Below are 15802 nucleotides of genomic sequence, written 5' to 3'. Positions count from 1 at the left end.
CTTAAAGGAGGTGAATGGTCATGGAAAAAACGTTAATCGTACAAGGCATGACATGCGGCCATTGCAAAATGTCCGTTGAAGGGGCATTAAAAGAAATAGATGGCGTGTCAGCTGCTGAGGTTAATTTAGAAGCTGGTAGTGTAGATGTAACTTATGATGAGTCTAAAGTAAATATTGATGTCATGAAAGAAGCTATTGAAGAACAAGGCTATGACATAGAAGCTTAATATAAGGAGAAGCTGGTTTTCAGTAATGAAAATCAGCTTTTTTCATTATAAAGCTAAACCACAATCGGAATCATACACCGTGCATGGTTACAGCATTTTAGGTCGAAGTGTTAACACTATTTTTTTACATTGTGTTGTGGTACCTAAGTCGTAAGTGTTCCGCCTTTTAGCGTTAAAATTATTACATAGAAGGCTTTTTAAAGGAAAATGGACATCACATAAGAGTTATAATGGTAGTACGTTTGAATGGTCAAAAAAAGAAAAAAGCAATGCCGAAAGATTAGCATTGCTCTTCATATATTATTGGTTATGCTTTTTACTTGCTCCGAACAGGAATCCAAATTTCACTATAAGCATAGTTATCATTATTATCCATTTTAGTAAATGAAAAAGCAGGAGCATTGATTACTTCATAATTAGAAGAAGGAAGCCATTCTGAATATGTTTTTGCCATTGTTTCTTGTAAAGTAGATGGAAATGGTCCTTCGTTTGGAAATATTGCCCAAGTGCATGCTTCAACGGCTACTTTATCTAATTGATCACTTACTTGATTTTTAGTCGTTAAAACTCCTATCAAGTGTGTTAAATCCCCTTCTTCTTTTAAGAAATTTGCGTCAGCATTATAAGAAGCATTAACAATTTCATAGGGCTCTATATTTTGAAGTGAATGCATTTCTTTTCTTTGTTCTTCTGTTATACTTTCTGCCAATTTTACAATTTCGTTATTTACACCTTCAAATTGCATTGGAACACGTTTACTTACACCAACTAAATTAAACGCTGGTTTATCTTCAATTCTAAATTCCATAGAAATTCCTCCTTTAACAGTAATTACGAATGAAAGTTTAGGAAATGATTTGCTTATCCTTTTTTTTATTACATCTGAAGGTAAAAAACCACACCATTTTTTAAATGCCCTTGTAAAACCATCTACTGATTGATAACCATATTTAAAAGCAACATCCGTAACCTTTTCTCCACTCAATAAATCCTTATTCGCTTCAGATAGTTTTCTGTTTTTTATATATTCATTCAGGGTCAACCCTGAAAGATGAAAAAATACTGTTCTAAAATGATAGTCCGAAACCCCAGCATATTCAGAAATGTTTTCAAGAGACAGGTCATCGGTTAAATGAACTTCAATATAGTCAATCACTTCGTTTAGTTCTTTTAACAACATATCCCTCCTTTCATGAATACATCATACCAAAGCAAGTATAAAAGTACTCGACATTTTTAACAAAAAAATATCGTGTTGTTAATGGTTATGAAAACTCTGACTAAATGCATCACATCATGGTAAGATTATTTTGGTGCAAGTTCTTGCTTAGTAACTTGGGCCTTACCTAGTTTCTGCACTAACGTTGCGTGAGTACGTCTTAATAGACAGTAGGGGTACACCTACACTTGGTGACAAAAAAAGACCGCTTAATAAAGTGGTCTCCCGTACAATGTTATTAGTTAGCGATTACTTAGTATATAATTTTACTTTTTTTATTTGATCGCTCAGTTACTTTGAATTTTAGTGTATCGTGTGGTACGACTGTTTCTTCTTTTTCGTCTATGTTTTTATTAAGTATCCAGCCTGAAATAGTATCTACATTTTCATTTATTAAAGTAATTTCAAAGAAAGCATTTACAACTTGAATTGAAGTTTTGCCATCAATTAAATACGTATTATCGTTCAACTCAATAATTTATAGCATAATATTAATCTTAAATGTTAATCTACTATTTAAACGAAACGAAAATAGTTACATACAAATATCAAAAAGGAAAATGAAAATTCAACTCGATATAAGACTATATGCACCCATATTCCCTCTAACGTACTCGAATAATATTTAAGCTTTTACGTTTCTTTATCACTGAATTTGCTTTTATTGCTTAATATTTTATAATAAAGGAAGATGAATGGAGGTGAAAAAAAGTGAGGAGTTCTTTTTTACTGTGTTTAGTATCTTTTTTCTTAACTGCGACATTGGTAGTCAACACAACAGATGATATATCTGTCAATAGAAATGCTAACGATGTGGCTGTCTCTGCACAAGAGCTGGTTATTAATGATGAAGCAATAACTGATAGTGTTTCTTATACCGTGCAGAAATTTAAGTTGTTTATTTTATTGAAAGCTGATAACGAAGCGATAAATAAAAACATCAATTCTTTAGAGAAAAACAAGTTTAATCTGACAGATGAGAACAAACAATTTTTAGAGAATTGTAAAATCGTTCAACACACCTCAAACTACCTCTAACTTACATATCTACTTAGTCTAGTCTCTTCTCTAGGCTTATTTTCACGACCATAAAATTTATTTTTTTTATTTTTGCCTTGCTTAGGCTTATTTTGTTATGCCTTAAAAACTATAATCAAAAAGAAGTGTGGAAGGAATAGATAATGAAAAATAAAAAAGAGTTTTTACAAACGGTGGAGTGCTACTTAGTTATGCTGCTTTTGTTTCTAGTATTTTTTGGCTCTATTTATATTGCGGGCGAAATATCGGGAAGTAATGAAATACTTTCTGAACTACCTGACTTTTCTTGGGATATGATAAATACATGGGATGAAATTAAAAATAAAAGTAATTAAATTAGAGGGAGAAATGGATATTGAAGGAAATTTTTATAGCATTCATATTGGGGATTGTAGAAGGGTTGACAGAATTTGCCCCCATCTCCTTTACCGGCCACATGATTATTGTGGATGATCTTCTGTTACAATCCAAGAAAACTTTTTCAACTGAAATAGCAAATACATTCAAAATTGTTATTCAGTTAGGCTCCATATTAGCCGTTGTGATTGTATTCAAAGACAGGATGAAGCTATTACTTAATCTGAATCAGAAGACAGGATATAAATCTGTAAAAAGATTAACAATCCGTCATATTGTCATTGGGCTATTACCTGCAGGTGTTCTAGGAATTCTATTCGATGATTATATTGATGAATATTTATTTTCAGTTGAGACAGTCATTGTAGGGTTAGTTTTTGGTGCGATTTTGATGATTATAGCGGACTGGAAATCAAAGCGTATGATAAAAACTAATTCTATAGATCAACTAACTTTAAATCAAGCGTTCATCATAGGAGTTTTTCAGTGTTTCGCATTATGGCCCGGATTTTCACGATCTGGTTCAACAATATCTGGAGGGGTTATTTTAGGTGTCAGTCATCGTGCAGCAGCAGACTTTACTTTCATCATGGCTGTACCAATCATGTTGGGTGCAAGTACTATTTCATTAGTAGACAACTGGCAATACTTCACATTAGATACAGTGCCATTTTTTATATGCGGATTTGTTAGTGCATTTGTATTTGCGTTAATATCCATTAAGTTTTTCTCGAGTTGATAGATAAAGTGAAATTAACTCCATTTGCTAGTTACCGATTCCTAGTAGCAAACGTAAATCCTTATAAATAAAGGATATAATGCGAGTATGTTTTTGATAGATGACCTCACTTTATTTTGACAGGGTGGAGATCGTTGGTTCGAGTCAAATTCGGAATCATAAAAATAAGCCTTAAACCTTTATAACACTGGTTTGGGGCTTTAGTTAATCAAAAAAATAATAATTTTTTTGTTGACAAAATACCTATAAGGGTATATTATAGACTTCGTCAGATCGACATCACAGTTGATATATAATAAAAATGTGATTATACTCATTTTTATTTTTTTAATATCAATTATACCCGCAGGGGTAATTGTTGAGTGAATAAATATAGGAGGATTAACATGTTGGAAAAGGGAAAAACAACCATCGTTTTATTTAGTGGTGACTATGATAAAGCAATGGCAGCTTATATTATTGCGAATGGTGCAGCAGCATATGATCATGAAGTTACCATCTTTCATACATTTTGGGGCTTAAATGCACTTAGAAAAAATGAAAAGATTGATGTCAAAAAAGGTTTTATGGAAAAAATGTTTGGAAAGATGATGCCAAAGGGTGCAGATAAAATGGGGTTATCCAAAATGAATTTTGCTGGAATTGGACCTAAAATGATTAAAAATGTAATGAAAAAGCACAATGTGATGAGCTTACCCAACTTAATTGAAATGGCTCAAGAACAAGAGGTTAAGCTAGTTGCATGTACAATGACAATGGATCTATTAGGACTTCAAAAAGAAGAATTACTAGATGACATCGACTACGCAGGAGTGGCAGCTTATCTAGCTGATGCGAAAGATGGTCATGTAAACTTGTTTATTTAAATTTTCTTCGAGAGTGATAGATTGGAAAAATCCCTAGAAAAATCTGGAATGCCATACTTGAAAGAACAAGAGAATAAGAAATTTTAAGTATTTGGAGGTATTAATATGAGAGCAATTAAAGCAAATTTGTTATTAGATGCAAAAGGTCTATCGTGTCCAATGCCTATCGTGAAAACAAAAAAAGCGATGAAGGATTTAGAAGCAGGGCAAGTTATGGAAGTGCAAGCAACAGATAAAGGATCTAAGGCTGATATACAAGCATGGGCTAATAGCTCTGGACACCAATATTTAGGGACGCTGGAAGAAGGTGACGCTTTAAAACATTATTTAAGAAAAGCGTCTGAAGAAGATACTGTAGAAAGGAACCATCCAGTAACTGCTACTAATGATGAATTGGAATCTAACCTAGATAAAGATATTGTGGTTCTCGATGTAAGAGAGTCAGCAGAATATGCCTTTAATCATATTCCCGATGCCGTATCGATTCCATTAGGTGAATTAGAGGAAAGAATGAATGAGTTGAATAAAGAGGATAAAATTTATGTGGTGTGTCGAACCGGTAGCAGGAGTGATTTAGCTGCACAAAAATTAGCAGAAAATGGTTTTTTGAATGTATTAAATGTTTTACCAGGTATGAGCAACTGGACTGGTAAAACAACTAAACTAGATGGCTAATATCACTATAGACTATAGGAAGTTAAATTTTTTTACAACAAATGATACTATAGGGGGTAATTGGTGATGGCAGTAAATAGGATGACTGCACATGAGGTAACGCAAAAAATAATAGATAAACGGGAATTATTTATTTTGGATGTACGTAATGAAGATGCATTTGAAGATTGGAAGATTGAAGGAGAAAACATTGAATATTTAAACATTCCCTATTTCGAACTTTTAGACGGAGTAGATGAAATCTTTGAAAAAATTCCTTCCAATAAAGATATATTAGTAGTTTGTGCCAAGGAAGGCTCATCTGTCATGGTAGCAGAAATGCTATCTGGTGCAGGATTAAATGTATCTTATCTTCAAGGTGGAATGAAGGCATGGAGTGAGCACCTAGAGCCTGTTAAAGTAGGTGACTTAAAAGACGGTGGAGAGATTTATCAGTTTGTCCGTATCGGTAAAGGATGTCTTTCTTATATGATCCTTTCAGATGGAGAAGCTGCTATTATTGATGCTACAAGAATGACTGATATTTTCTTAGATTTTGCTAGAAAGAAAGCGGTAAGTGTCACGAACGTGCTCGATACACATTTGCATGCAGATCATATATCAGGTGGTAGAAAGCTAGCAGAATTAACAGGTGCTAGCTATTGGTTACCTGCTAAAGATGCCGTCGAGGTAACCTTTCAGTACAATGCTTTAGAAGATGGAAATGTCGTAAAAATCGGTAAAACAGCGATAGAAATTCAAGCATTGCATTCACCAGGTCATACGATCGGTTCTACATCTTTTGTGGTAGAAGAGAAATTCTTGTTATCTGGAGATATTCTGTTTATTGATTCGATTGGAAGACCTGACTTAGCTGGAAAAGCAGAAGATTGGGTTGGAGATTTAAGGGAGACTTTATATTCTCGTTATAAAGAACTGTCAGGAGATCTAGTAGTTCTACCAGCACACTTTATGAGGATGGAAGAACTAAATGACGATGGTAGGGTTGCAGAAAAATTAGATGTTCTCTTTACAAAGAATCATGGACTAAATATCGAAGATGAAACTGATTTTCGCAAAATAGTGACAGAAAATTTACCACCACAACCAAATGCATACCAAGAAATACGTGAAACAAATATGGGGAAAATAACACCTAAGGAAGAGGAGCAAAGAGAAATGGAAATCGGGCCAAATCGTTGTGCGGTACGTTAAATAACAATTAAAGGAGGAAGAGGTAAATGGATGTAACTAAAGTAATAGATGCAAAAGGTTTAGCATGTCCAATGCCAATAGTAAGAACAAAAAAAGCGATGGATGAATTGGAATCTGGCCAAATCTTAGAAGTTCAAGCTACAGATAAAGGTGCTAAAAGTGATTTAACAGCATGGGCGAAATCTAGTGGACATGAGCTACTAAATTTTTCAGAAGAAAATGATGTATTTTTGTTTTGGATTAAGAAAAGTTAATGAAAGGGAACCACGAGGATGGTTCCCTTTTATTTAGGATAGGAAGTGTGAAAATGGATTTTGCTTTTATGATTACCGTATTTTTAATCGGTTTTGTTGGATCATATATTTCAGGAATGTTAGGGATAGGCGGTTCGATCATCAAATATCCGATGCTTTTATACATTCCACCATTATTTGGTGTGGCAACTTTTTCAGCACATGAGGTATCTGGAATTAGCGCAGTCCAAGTTTTGTTTGCAACAATTGGTGGCGTTTGGGCATATCGAAAAGGAGGATATTTAAATAAAACACTGATTGCTTATATGGGGATAAGTATTCTAATAGGTAGTTTTATAGGTGGGTATGGATCGAAGCTATTATCCGGAGGTGAAATTAATCTAACATATGGCATATTGGCACTAATTGCTGCCATCATGATGTTTGTTCCGAAAAAGGGAATTGACGATATCCCTCTAGAAAAAGTTACATTTAATAAATGGTTGGCAGCATTCTTTGCTTTAGTTGTCGGGATTGGAGCTGGAATTGTTGGAGCAGCTGGGGCGTTCTTATTAGTTCCGATCATGCTAGTCTTTCTTAAAGTTCCGACACGTATGACGATCGCTTCGTCATTAGCGATAACTTTTATCTCGTCTATTGGTGCTACTATAGGGAAGATCACGACAGGCCAGGTAGACTACTTACCAGCTGTAATTATGATTATTGCTAGCTTAATCGCGTCCCCCTTAGGAGCGAATGCAGGCAAAACAATCAACACGAAATACTTGCAGATTATTTTAGCCATCCTTATTGCAGGTACAGCCATTAATATCTGGATGGATATTTTGTGAATGGAAAGGAGTAGGCATCTATGGAGTATAATGCTCAATTGAAAAATAGAATAAAAAGAATAGAAGGCCAAGTCAGAGGTTTATTACGTATGATGGAAGAACAAAAGGATTGTAGAGATGTGGTGATACAAATGACGGCTGTAAGAAGTGCTTTAGACCGTACAGCTGCATTAATTGTTAGTACAAATCTTGAGCAGTGTATTCGTAAGGAACAACAAACTGGTGAAAAATCAGAAGCGTTAATAAAAGAAGCAGTAAATTTACTTGTGACAAGTAGGTAATAGTTTTTTTGTTTATATAACACTATTTAGGTGAAAATATAATAGAAAACTGGTTTCCATTTAATAATAATTATCCAATAAGGAGGTAGACTTATGTCTGAGAAAAAATTAATCCCGATAACGCACATAAGATAATAAGTGAAGAAAGAAGATCATTATTACCACCTGAAAAAATTTTAGCAAACTTAGCAGTAAATTTGAATGATGAGGATATTGAAACAAGACTAATTAACTGTATAGATAAATGTGTTTTTCGTTACCAATCTTAGCGATAGAGGATATTATTTTCCTTTATCGTTTTTTGCTATATTCATTAAATTTTCACAATACTTTATTATCCTAAAGGAAGGAGGGAGTAATATGCCATCTGCTTGGATGATTGGATCGCTTGTGATAAAAAGTGATTTAGTTGTATTAATTGGTAGTTTTATTGTGGGGTTTCTCTTCTTTTGGTTTATGAGCCCCCACTCAAAAATGGAAACAAAAAAGTGGATAGAAGAGGCCAGTAATCTACTGGTAGTATTTGTTATTACTTTATGGATTGGAAAGATTTTTACCAATCTTCACTCCTTTATCAGTGATCCAATTTCTATATTAGCATACCTAAGTGATTCGAAGGCGTTTTACATTGCTGTTTTACTAACGGTGATATTTGAGTCCTATAGAAAAACTAAGAGAGATAAGCAAGTCATTGATTTACTGTATACGTTTTTGAACATTTTTTTCACCGCATCTTTTACATATGAATTTATCCAAGTCATATCCAGATCAGAAATTTCATGGCAGTATCTAGGATTGCTTGTTTTAATAATCATCATATTTATCATGAAACAGGAGATATGGGCTAGAGAAACGTTAGTGTTTATCGGATTATTATGTTGGAGTGGTGGACTGTGGTTTCTGTCGATTTTTTCTTCTACGATGGTTTTTCAATTTAACCTAGATCATTGGTTTTATGTTGTTATTTTTCTAACAAGTATTCTTTTATTAATTTTTAGAAAGAGGGTGAATTAATGAGCGCAGCTACGGATATTACGATATGGATTGCATTAGGGGCAGGAATTCTTTCTTTTCTTTCCCCATGCACTCTTCCAATTTTTCCTGCTTATTTATCTTATATCACAGGAATGACAGTGAAAGAAATTCAAGGTACACATAACACAAAAGTGCGCAGTAAATTATTGATACATGCCATTTTCTTTTTGATGGGAGTTTCGATTGTTTTTATAGGATTAGGGGTAGGCGTCTCTGTATTGGGACAATGGCTTCAAGATTTACTATCAGGACAAACGGGTGTTTTTTTGCAACGAATAACAGGAATTTTTGTAATAATTATGGGTTTATTTGTCGCAGGATGGATTCAATGGAAAGGACTAATGAAAGAAAAGAGGTTACATTTTAACAAAAAACCTATCGGATATTTTGGGACAATATTTGTTGGAATCGGCTTTGCGGCGGGCTGGACTCCTTGTATTGGTCCGATTTTTGCATCGATTTTAGTCATTGCAGGTAGTAATCCAACACAAGGGACTTTTTATACGATCATGTATGTCATCGGCTTTGCCATACCATTTCTTGTATTAACCTTTTTCATAGGGTCAACGAGATGGCTAGTCCGTTATAGTCAAAAAATAATGAAATTCGGTGGGGCAGTTATGGTAATTATGGGATTACTATTATTTACAGGCCAATTAGCTAAAATCTCAAATTTCTTATTAAGACTAGTACAAGATAGCTGGCTAGTTAATTTAGGATGACAGGAGGATTTTCGAATTGAAAAAAATAATCATTACAGTTGTATTATTGGCGATGTTTGGCTATGCTGTATTTGATTTAGTAGTACAGGATAAAAAAAGTGATCATGCCACTATAAACACAAATGAAAAGACAGAGAAAGAGAATGATGAAACAAATAGCCAGACTAATCCAACTGATGTTGAGATAGGGTTAGAAGAGGGAGATTTAGCACCAGATTTTCAGCTGGAGACCTTAGCTGGTGAAACGGTAAAACTTTCAGAGTTTCAAGGACAACGTGTAATGCTAAATTTCTGGGCTACCTGGTGTCCACCTTGTCGCGCTGAAATGCCTGACATGGAAAAATTTCATCAAGAGAAGGATATTACGATTTTAGCTGTTAATTTAACAAAAACAGAGGCTACTATAAAGGATATAAACAATTTTGTGGACGAATTTGGATTATCATTTCCTATTTTACTAGATCAAAAAATTGAAGTAGCTAATACTTATCAAATACGTCCGATTCCTACATCATATATGATTGATTCAAATGGAATTATTCAGTATAAAGCGCTTGGTGCACTAAATTATGAAATGATGGTATCAGAATTTGAAAAAATGGAATAAAAATAGGTGATTCAATGAAACAAACCATTCTAGTAGTGGAAGATGATAAGATGATACGAGAGCTTATTAGTATCTATTTGAATAGGGTTGGATATAACGTAATACAGGTAGAAGATGGAGAAAAGGCTAAAGAGGCTTTTTTTACGTATCATCCATGCTTGATTATACTTGACTTAATGCTCCCTAGATGGAGTGGTGAGGAGTTTTGTATATGGGTAAGGGAACAAGCGAAGAACGAAGTTTCGATTATCATGCTATCAGCAAAGGCCCGAACAGCAGATAAGATTCATGGATTGAAGGTAGGAGCTGATAGTTATTTAACTAAGCCATTTGAGCCAGAAGAATTGGTGGCTAATGTTGAGGCTGTCTTAAGAAGGTCGGGTTTATTCTGTCAAAAAATTACTTCAAACGGATTATGCATTAAGCCAAGAAAAGGAGAAGTACTGCTTTATGATAACCAGGTTAATTTAACGAAGCATGAATTTAATCTATTATATTATCTAATGGAAAATCCAAATATGGTTTTATCGAGAGAGCAATTAGTTCAGCATTTATATCCTAATGCAGATCGAACTATATTAGATCGAACCATTGATGCCCATATTAAAAAGCTAAGAGAAAAAATAGAAGATAACCCAGGATCACCAGAACGAATTAAGACTGTAAGGGGAATGGGGTATAAGTTTGTTTCGTAAAAAAAGAAACTGGTTGCCAAAAAAGTTTATATTAAGACTGACGATTTTAAATACAATAGTTGTGACCATATTCGTTTTGTTGACTGGTTGGGGGATTTACAATACCGCATGTTTTTTAGTTGAAGGAATGGTAAATGAAGTCGATAGACAGGAACAGTTTAGAGCCTCATTATTAGAGTATTTATTATTATTCAGCCTTTTTACTGTTGTTTGTGGAAGTTTACTTCATTTCTATTTTATGAATAAATTGATCGAGCCTTTAAAAAAATTAATTCAATCGACTCAAAGAATGAAGGAAGGTTTCTATCCAGAACCAATCCAAAACCATGCTTCAGATGAAATGGGAGAATTTATTGATCACTTCAATCAATTGGTAGTACAGTTAAAAATAAAAGAACAGCAATGTCAAAGAATTGTATCTGATCTATCACATGAATTTCGCACACCATTATCCAACCTAAATGGGTATTTAAATGCATTGAAAAGCGGTTTGATTGAAGGAGATAGCAAATTGTATGAATCTCTTCTGAAGGAATCCAAACGATTAATAAAATTAGTTGAACAAATGGATCAATTAAAAGAGTGGGATGTTGATTCAGAACAGCCCTTGTCTGAAAAGGAGTCTACAAATATAGTAATTTTAATTGAACAATCGATAGAAATGTTTCGTTGGTTATTGAATAAAGAAGGGCTTCGTTGTGAGATGCAAGCAGAATATCAGAAGTTGCATCTCAATATTGGGGGAATTTCACAAGTGATTAGCAACCTAATCGATAATGCAATACGATATCATAAAGGGAATAGTCTAGTAACAATTAAAGGGGAGAGTCTCGATCAAGTGTACAGAGTCTCCATTACAAGTGAAGGTCAAACTATTCCTCAAGGAGAGCAGGCAAAAATATTCGAGAGATTTCATCGGATAGAAAACTCTAGAAGTCGTGAGCTTGGAGGAAGTGGACTTGGATTAGCAATATCAAAAGAAATTGTGGAAAGGCATAAAGGCAGCATAGGATTAATTTCAAATGGCAATAGACATACATTCTGGTTTACTTTACCAATTGAAGCACAGTAATAATAGTTGAGAAGGGTTGAAAATAAACTTTTGAAGGTAGACTTTCCTTGCCTATAGACATCTTGTTTGAAAATATAAACTGGAGAATTTATGCAAAGATCGATATGCTGTAAAAATTTTGGTATAATTACATTAAAGTGTGGAGCTTATAAGCAATTTCTAGTAGCACGTATGAACATTAAAAGCGTGAGGAGGTTCTTATATGGGGTTTGTTATGGCAATTGCTCCTGTTGTTATTATCGGTGGGATTGTAGTGTTTGTTCTGACAAGGCTTAAGCTTAAATATAATCAAGGTACCTTAGGTAAGAAAAAGTCAAAAAATGCTCAATATTTATTAGATAGTTTAATACCAATCGGAATGCTCTTTGGTTGTGCTATCGGTGTTATACTAGGTATATTTCTCCCAGTGTTTTTACACCTTACCGTTAGTTTAGGAGCTGGATTAGGCTTTTTATTTGGATACATTGCTTATGAAATTTATAGTAAGAAGGAATTTGTCATTGATAAATAGCTAAATAGAATGATATTATGGAATGTCTAAGCCATAAACCTTTAAGTATAAAGGATTATGGCTTTTTTTTGAAAATAGAAGGCTCAAATTAGATGACGATTCAGTAAATAATTAAAATGCAGAAATGTGCTAATCTGCGCCTCTGTAGTTGCTTTAGGTACAAAATCCCAACCCATTTTCTTTATATAATTTGCGTATTTTTCTTTTATTTGATTTTGTTGTAATGCCATTTCGATGTGTGCATTTTTTACATTCATATTCTTCATTAACATTGCAGATTGGTAATTTTCTATAGACATATTTTTTGCTGTACTATGTGATTCTAATGCAACCCATTTATTATTTTCATCATTCCCTGCTCTTTGGAAATTATATTTCTGTTCAAAAGTACTTAATTGCGGGACTTCTATATCGTTATGATAGCTCGGATTAATAAATGCTAACATAATCCATACATGAGTGCGCATTACTTCTTCTTGTAATTTTAGGATGTTTTGTAGTTCAGTGCTAGTTACTAAATTTTGATAGTATACTAACTTATGAATGACTCCATCATGTGCTAATAAATGCTCCGACATCAGGCCGAGATCAATTGCTGGTAACGAATTCATATAATCCCTCTTTCAGTAGGCTGATTTACTACACTATATGACTAATCAAATTTTTTGTTCTAGTACGATGAATGAAGAATATAAAAAAAATGCTGAGATCCTCAACAGGATTCAGCTATATGATCTTAATTAGAACTATAAATTTCTATTTTATTATTTTTATGAATATCTTCTGTCCCAGCATCTAATGCTTCTTGATAGTAGGAACACTTATGTTCGATGAGTTCCATCGTTTTCTTAAGTTCTTCCATTTGTGCTACTACGCTAGCTTTTCTCTCCATAAACATGTCATATCTTTCCTGTAAAGTAGAATCACCTTCAGAGCACCAATCGATAAATTTTTTAATTTCTTTAATAGGCATCCCAGTCGATTTGAGACATTCAATGACTCTTAATGCTTCGATATCAGACTCCTTAAATCTTCGTATTCCACTGTCGGTACGTTCTACGAAAGGAAGGAGTCCCTCTTTGTCATAATAACGTAATGTATATACCGTAAGATTCAATTCATGTGCCACTTCGCTAATAGAATAGGTTCTCATTATTTCTCTCCTCGTTTCATTTAAACTTCGAGTTAACTCTAAGAGTCCAAAAATATTATCACACCCATTCGTTATTGTCAAATCAATGTTTACGACAAACGTGATCGATGAAATGAGCCAAATAATCAAATAATGCTTGACCTAGAGTTAACTATAAGTAATATCATAATATTGCAAGGGAAATATTACGAATAATAGATTTTCTCTTGAATAACCAAAAAATTACTAGGAGGTTTTTATTCATGGTAATTGCTAAAGCACGGGCTGTTGATGGACCTGACAAATTATTTCGAAAAGCGGAAATTCAACGTCGTGATCTTGATTCACATGATGTATTAATTGAGATTAAGTACGCGGGTATCTGTCACTCAGACATTCATACCGCTCATGGAGAATGGGGAGAAGTGAACTATCCGCTTGTACCAGGACACGAGATTGCCGGTATTGTGACAGACATCGGTTCCGAGGTGACAAAGTACAAGGTTGGCGATCGAGTAGGTGTCGGATGTATGGTTGACTCCTGCGGTGAATGTGAAAACTGCCGTCAAGGAGAAGAACAATATTGCTTAGAAGGTAATGTCCCCACCTATGCGGGAGTGGACAAGTATGGTGAACCAACTCAAGGTGGGTATTCTACACATATAGTAGTAACGGAAGATTTTGTTGTTAGCATCCCAGAGAACATTTCACTTGATGAAGCAGCACCATTACTTTGTGCGGGTATTACAACATATTCTCCATTAAATCATTGGAATGCTGGTCCAGGTAAGAAGGTAGCGGTCGTAGGGATGGGCGGACTCGGTCATATGGCGGTCAAAATCGCACATGCCATGGGTGCAGAGGTGACCGTACTATCACAAACGTTGAGTAAAAGAGAAGATGGCTTGCAATTCGGTGCAAATGATTACTATGCCACTAGTGATCCAGCTACATTTGACAAGCTTGCGGGCACTTTTGACTTAATTATCAACACTGTAAGTGCAAAGATTGATATGAATGCTTACCTCTCGTTGTTAACACTTGATGGTACGTTAGTAAATGTTGGTGCCCCTGCAGAGCCATTGGCAGTAAATGTATTTTCTCTTATCGGCCATCGACGCTCATTTGCGGGATCCATGATTGGAGGCATTCGTGAGACACAGGAGATGTTAAATTTTTGTGCGAAGCATAACATTGCTCCAAAAATTGAAATAATTTCTGCTGATAAAATTGATGAAGCTTATGAACGTGTACTAGCTTCAGACGTGAAGTATCGATTTGTTATCGACGTTAGTACCATGTAAGAGTATATAATAAGTATAGATGTCTTAAAGACTTATCTTTAGGGCATCTCCTTATATATTCCTCATGTATTATTAAACTAAAAAAGATTTATCTATTCCAAAATAGTTTTGATGATATAAAACATATATGATATACTTTCTCTAAGCAAAAAAATGAAAGAGGTTACATGCGCATGCCGATCATCCAGTCTGTCGATAGAGCTTTAAGAATACTAGATTTATTTAATGAACATAACAGTGAAATGAAAATTACCGAAATTAGCAGGAAATTAGATCTAAACAAAAGTACCACTCATTCCTTGTTAAAAACATTAAAGGAACATGATTATATTAAGCAGGATGTAGATAGTGGCAAGTACAGCTTAGGATTAAAGCTGTTAGAACGTGGCCAGTTTATGTTAAATAGTATGGATATAAGAGAAATTGCTCGAAAGTACTTAATTGAATTATCTGTAACAACTGGTCAAACAACACATTTAGTGATATTAGAAGATATGTACGGTGTTTATATTGATAAGGTAGAGGGTGCTTCGGCAGTTGTATACTCCAGAATAGGAAAAAGAGTCCCCATCCACAGCAGTGCTGTAGGGAAATCACTAATGGCATTTAGACAGCAAAAAGAGACAGTGGAACTTTTGCAGAATTATGAGTTTTATGCTCAAACACCAAACACTATCACAGACAAGCAAGTATATCTAGATGAGCTGGTAAAGGTTAGGAAACAAGGTTATTCGGTTGATAATGAGGAAAATGAACCTGGCATCTATTGTATTGCCGTACCGATATTTGATCATACCAACAATGTAGTGGCGGCTATTAGTATCTCTACTACAAAACAAACTATTACACCAACACTGGAACAAAAAATTGTCCTTACACTTCAACAAACGTGTACGGATATTTCTAAAGCTTTGGGAAATAGAAAAATTTAAATAGACCATCAGTGGGAGAAAGAGTAACCCACTGATATGGATTTCATTTTATCTGTAAAAGGATAAATTTTTTAATAGTTATATTAATGAACTTAGTTTTATATTATAAAAC

Annotated in this window: 21 protein-coding genes and 1 pseudogene; 18 read left to right on the top strand and 4 right to left on the bottom strand. The window is 34.3% G+C overall.

What is annotated here, in order from left to right; translation table 11 throughout:
* Positions 1-20: 20 nt before the first annotated feature.
* On the top strand, positions 21-227 hold the full coding sequence (gene copZ / locus DLJ74_RS14545) for a copper chaperone CopZ (protein ID WP_054860591.1): 207 nt from the start codon (positions 21-23) through the stop codon (positions 225-227).
* Positions 228-543: 316 nt separating this feature from the next.
* On the opposite strand, the gene DLJ74_RS14540 is transcribed toward copZ, so the two are convergent.
* Together DLJ74_RS14540 and DLJ74_RS21040 are read right to left on the bottom strand one after the other, a co-directional pair.
* Positions 544-1404 (bottom strand): AraC family transcriptional regulator, encoded by an 861-nt coding sequence (locus DLJ74_RS14540; protein ID WP_109985013.1) that lies wholly within the window; start codon positions 1402-1404, stop codon positions 544-546.
* A 295-nt stretch (positions 1405-1699) separates the two neighbouring features.
* A complete protein-coding gene (locus DLJ74_RS21040; RefSeq protein WP_181397584.1) occupies positions 1700-1915 on the bottom strand; it encodes a transporter associated domain-containing protein in 216 nt (71 codons plus the stop codon).
* Between the two features lie 242 nt (positions 1916-2157).
* Between DLJ74_RS21040 and DLJ74_RS14530 the strand changes: the two genes are divergently transcribed.
* From DLJ74_RS14530 to DLJ74_RS14460, 15 genes and pseudogenes are all read left to right on the top strand, one after another.
* On the top strand, positions 2158-2484 hold the full coding sequence (locus tag DLJ74_RS14530) for a hypothetical protein (RefSeq protein WP_109985011.1): 327 nt from the start codon (positions 2158-2160) through the stop codon (positions 2482-2484).
* A 143-nt stretch (positions 2485-2627) separates the two neighbouring features.
* Positions 2628-2819 carry a hypothetical protein gene (locus tag DLJ74_RS14525; protein ID WP_109985010.1) on the top strand — a complete coding sequence of 64 codons (192 nt, stop codon included), beginning with the start codon at positions 2628-2630 and terminating at the stop codon, positions 2817-2819.
* 20 nt (positions 2820-2839) lie between these two features.
* Positions 2840-3651: pseudogene (locus DLJ74_RS14520) on the top strand (undecaprenyl-diphosphate phosphatase).
* 315 nt (positions 3652-3966) lie between these two features.
* On the top strand, positions 3967-4446 hold the full coding sequence (locus DLJ74_RS14515) for a DsrE/DsrF/DrsH-like family protein (protein WP_109985009.1): 480 nt from the start codon (positions 3967-3969) through the stop codon (positions 4444-4446).
* A 105-nt stretch (positions 4447-4551) separates the two neighbouring features.
* Entirely contained in the window at positions 4552-5121 is a 570-nt protein-coding gene (locus DLJ74_RS14510; protein ID WP_109985008.1) for a sulfurtransferase TusA family protein, read from the top strand.
* Positions 5122-5187: 66 nt separating this feature from the next.
* Complete coding sequence (locus DLJ74_RS14505) at positions 5188-6315, top strand: MBL fold metallo-hydrolase (protein WP_109985007.1); 1128 nt, start codon at positions 5188-5190, stop codon at positions 6313-6315.
* A 26-nt stretch (positions 6316-6341) separates the two neighbouring features.
* Positions 6342-6569 carry a sulfurtransferase TusA family protein gene (locus DLJ74_RS14500; RefSeq protein WP_054860594.1) on the top strand — a complete coding sequence of 76 codons (228 nt, stop codon included), beginning with the start codon at positions 6342-6344 and terminating at the stop codon, positions 6567-6569.
* 53 nt (positions 6570-6622) lie between these two features.
* Entirely contained in the window at positions 6623-7399 is a 777-nt protein-coding gene (locus DLJ74_RS14495; protein WP_054788661.1) for a sulfite exporter TauE/SafE family protein, read from the top strand.
* Positions 7400-7419: 20 nt separating this feature from the next.
* Entirely contained in the window at positions 7420-7680 is a 261-nt protein-coding gene (locus DLJ74_RS14490; protein WP_109985006.1) for a metal-sensitive transcriptional regulator, read from the top strand.
* A gap of 360 nt (positions 7681-8040) precedes the next feature.
* Positions 8041-8694: a hypothetical protein gene (locus tag DLJ74_RS14485; RefSeq protein WP_109985005.1), complete on the top strand. Its 654-nt coding sequence runs from the start codon at positions 8041-8043 to the stop codon at positions 8692-8694.
* Positions 8694-9437, top strand: coding sequence for a cytochrome c biogenesis CcdA family protein (locus DLJ74_RS14480; RefSeq protein ID WP_109985004.1), 744 nt, complete (start codon positions 8694-8696; stop codon positions 9435-9437). The genes DLJ74_RS14485 and DLJ74_RS14480 overlap by 1 nt, the downstream gene beginning before the upstream one ends.
* Before the next feature lie 16 nt (positions 9438-9453).
* Positions 9454-10044 (top strand): redoxin domain-containing protein, encoded by a 591-nt coding sequence (locus DLJ74_RS14475; protein ID WP_109985003.1) that lies wholly within the window; start codon positions 9454-9456, stop codon positions 10042-10044.
* Positions 10045-10058: 14 nt separating this feature from the next.
* Positions 10059-10739 (top strand): response regulator transcription factor, encoded by a 681-nt coding sequence (locus tag DLJ74_RS14470; protein WP_109985002.1) that lies wholly within the window; start codon positions 10059-10061, stop codon positions 10737-10739.
* Positions 10729-11811 (top strand): HAMP domain-containing sensor histidine kinase, encoded by a 1083-nt coding sequence (locus DLJ74_RS14465; RefSeq protein ID WP_109985001.1) that lies wholly within the window; start codon positions 10729-10731, stop codon positions 11809-11811. The genes DLJ74_RS14470 and DLJ74_RS14465 overlap by 11 nt, the downstream gene beginning before the upstream one ends.
* Before the next feature lie 202 nt (positions 11812-12013).
* Entirely contained in the window at positions 12014-12322 is a 309-nt protein-coding gene (locus tag DLJ74_RS14460) for a hypothetical protein (RefSeq protein ID WP_054860596.1), read from the top strand.
* Between the two features lie 83 nt (positions 12323-12405).
* Here the strand turns inward: DLJ74_RS14460 and DLJ74_RS14455 are convergent, their stop codons facing one another.
* Positions 12406-12933 (bottom strand): hypothetical protein, encoded by a 528-nt coding sequence (locus tag DLJ74_RS14455; protein WP_054860597.1) that lies wholly within the window; start codon positions 12931-12933, stop codon positions 12406-12408.
* A 125-nt stretch (positions 12934-13058) separates the two neighbouring features.
* Complete coding sequence (locus DLJ74_RS14450; protein WP_054860598.1) at positions 13059-13475, bottom strand: MerR family transcriptional regulator; 417 nt, start codon at positions 13473-13475, stop codon at positions 13059-13061.
* 242 nt (positions 13476-13717) lie between these two features.
* Between DLJ74_RS14450 and DLJ74_RS14445 the strand changes: the two genes are divergently transcribed.
* Together DLJ74_RS14445 and DLJ74_RS14440 are read left to right on the top strand one after the other, a co-directional pair.
* Positions 13718-14758, top strand: a complete 1041-nt coding sequence (locus tag DLJ74_RS14445; RefSeq protein ID WP_109985000.1) for an NAD(P)-dependent alcohol dehydrogenase — start codon at positions 13718-13720, stop codon at positions 14756-14758.
* 173 nt (positions 14759-14931) lie between these two features.
* Positions 14932-15690: an IclR family transcriptional regulator gene (locus tag DLJ74_RS14440; RefSeq protein WP_054860600.1), complete on the top strand. Its 759-nt coding sequence runs from the start codon at positions 14932-14934 to the stop codon at positions 15688-15690.
* The last annotated feature ends 112 nt before the right edge of the window (positions 15691-15802 follow it).

The organism is Gracilibacillus dipsosauri, assembly GCF_003176895.1.
Taxonomy (GTDB): domain Bacteria; phylum Bacillota; class Bacilli; order Bacillales; family Amphibacillaceae; genus Gracilibacillus; species Gracilibacillus dipsosauri.
This window is presented reverse-complemented; position numbering and strand designations above follow the sequence as displayed.

Excerpts from the sequence above, each read along its gene's own strand:
- copZ (WP_054860591.1), top strand. The coding sequence starts at position 21 with ATGGAAAAAACGTTAATCGTACAAGGCATGACATGCGGCCATTGCAAA.
- DLJ74_RS14525 (WP_109985010.1), top strand. The coding sequence starts at position 2,628 with ATGAAAAATAAAAAAGAGTTTTTACAAACGGTGGAGTGCTACTTAGTT.
- DLJ74_RS14515 (WP_109985009.1), top strand. The coding sequence starts at position 3,967 with ATGTTGGAAAAGGGAAAAACAACCATCGTTTTATTTAGTGGTGACTAT.
- DLJ74_RS14510 (WP_109985008.1), top strand. The coding sequence starts at position 4,552 with ATGAGAGCAATTAAAGCAAATTTGTTATTAGATGCAAAAGGTCTATCG.
- DLJ74_RS14505 (WP_109985007.1), top strand. The coding sequence starts at position 5,188 with ATGGCAGTAAATAGGATGACTGCACATGAGGTAACGCAAAAAATAATA.
- DLJ74_RS14500 (WP_054860594.1), top strand. The coding sequence starts at position 6,342 with ATGGATGTAACTAAAGTAATAGATGCAAAAGGTTTAGCATGTCCAATG.
- DLJ74_RS14495 (WP_054788661.1), top strand. The coding sequence starts at position 6,623 with ATGGATTTTGCTTTTATGATTACCGTATTTTTAATCGGTTTTGTTGGA.
- DLJ74_RS14490 (WP_109985006.1), top strand. The coding sequence starts at position 7,420 with ATGGAGTATAATGCTCAATTGAAAAATAGAATAAAAAGAATAGAAGGC.
- DLJ74_RS14485 (WP_109985005.1), top strand. The coding sequence starts at position 8,041 with ATGCCATCTGCTTGGATGATTGGATCGCTTGTGATAAAAAGTGATTTA.
- DLJ74_RS14480 (WP_109985004.1), top strand. The coding sequence starts at position 8,694 with ATGAGCGCAGCTACGGATATTACGATATGGATTGCATTAGGGGCAGGA.
- DLJ74_RS14470 (WP_109985002.1), top strand. The coding sequence starts at position 10,059 with ATGAAACAAACCATTCTAGTAGTGGAAGATGATAAGATGATACGAGAG.
- DLJ74_RS14460 (WP_054860596.1), top strand. The coding sequence starts at position 12,014 with ATGGGGTTTGTTATGGCAATTGCTCCTGTTGTTATTATCGGTGGGATT.
- DLJ74_RS14455 (WP_054860597.1), bottom strand. The coding sequence starts at position 12,933 with ATGAATTCGTTACCAGCAATTGATCTCGGCCTGATGTCGGAGCATTTA.
- DLJ74_RS14450 (WP_054860598.1), bottom strand. The coding sequence starts at position 13,475 with ATGAGAACCTATTCTATTAGCGAAGTGGCACATGAATTGAATCTTACG.
- DLJ74_RS14445 (WP_109985000.1), top strand. The coding sequence starts at position 13,718 with ATGGTAATTGCTAAAGCACGGGCTGTTGATGGACCTGACAAATTATTT.
- DLJ74_RS14440 (WP_054860600.1), top strand. The coding sequence starts at position 14,932 with ATGCCGATCATCCAGTCTGTCGATAGAGCTTTAAGAATACTAGATTTA.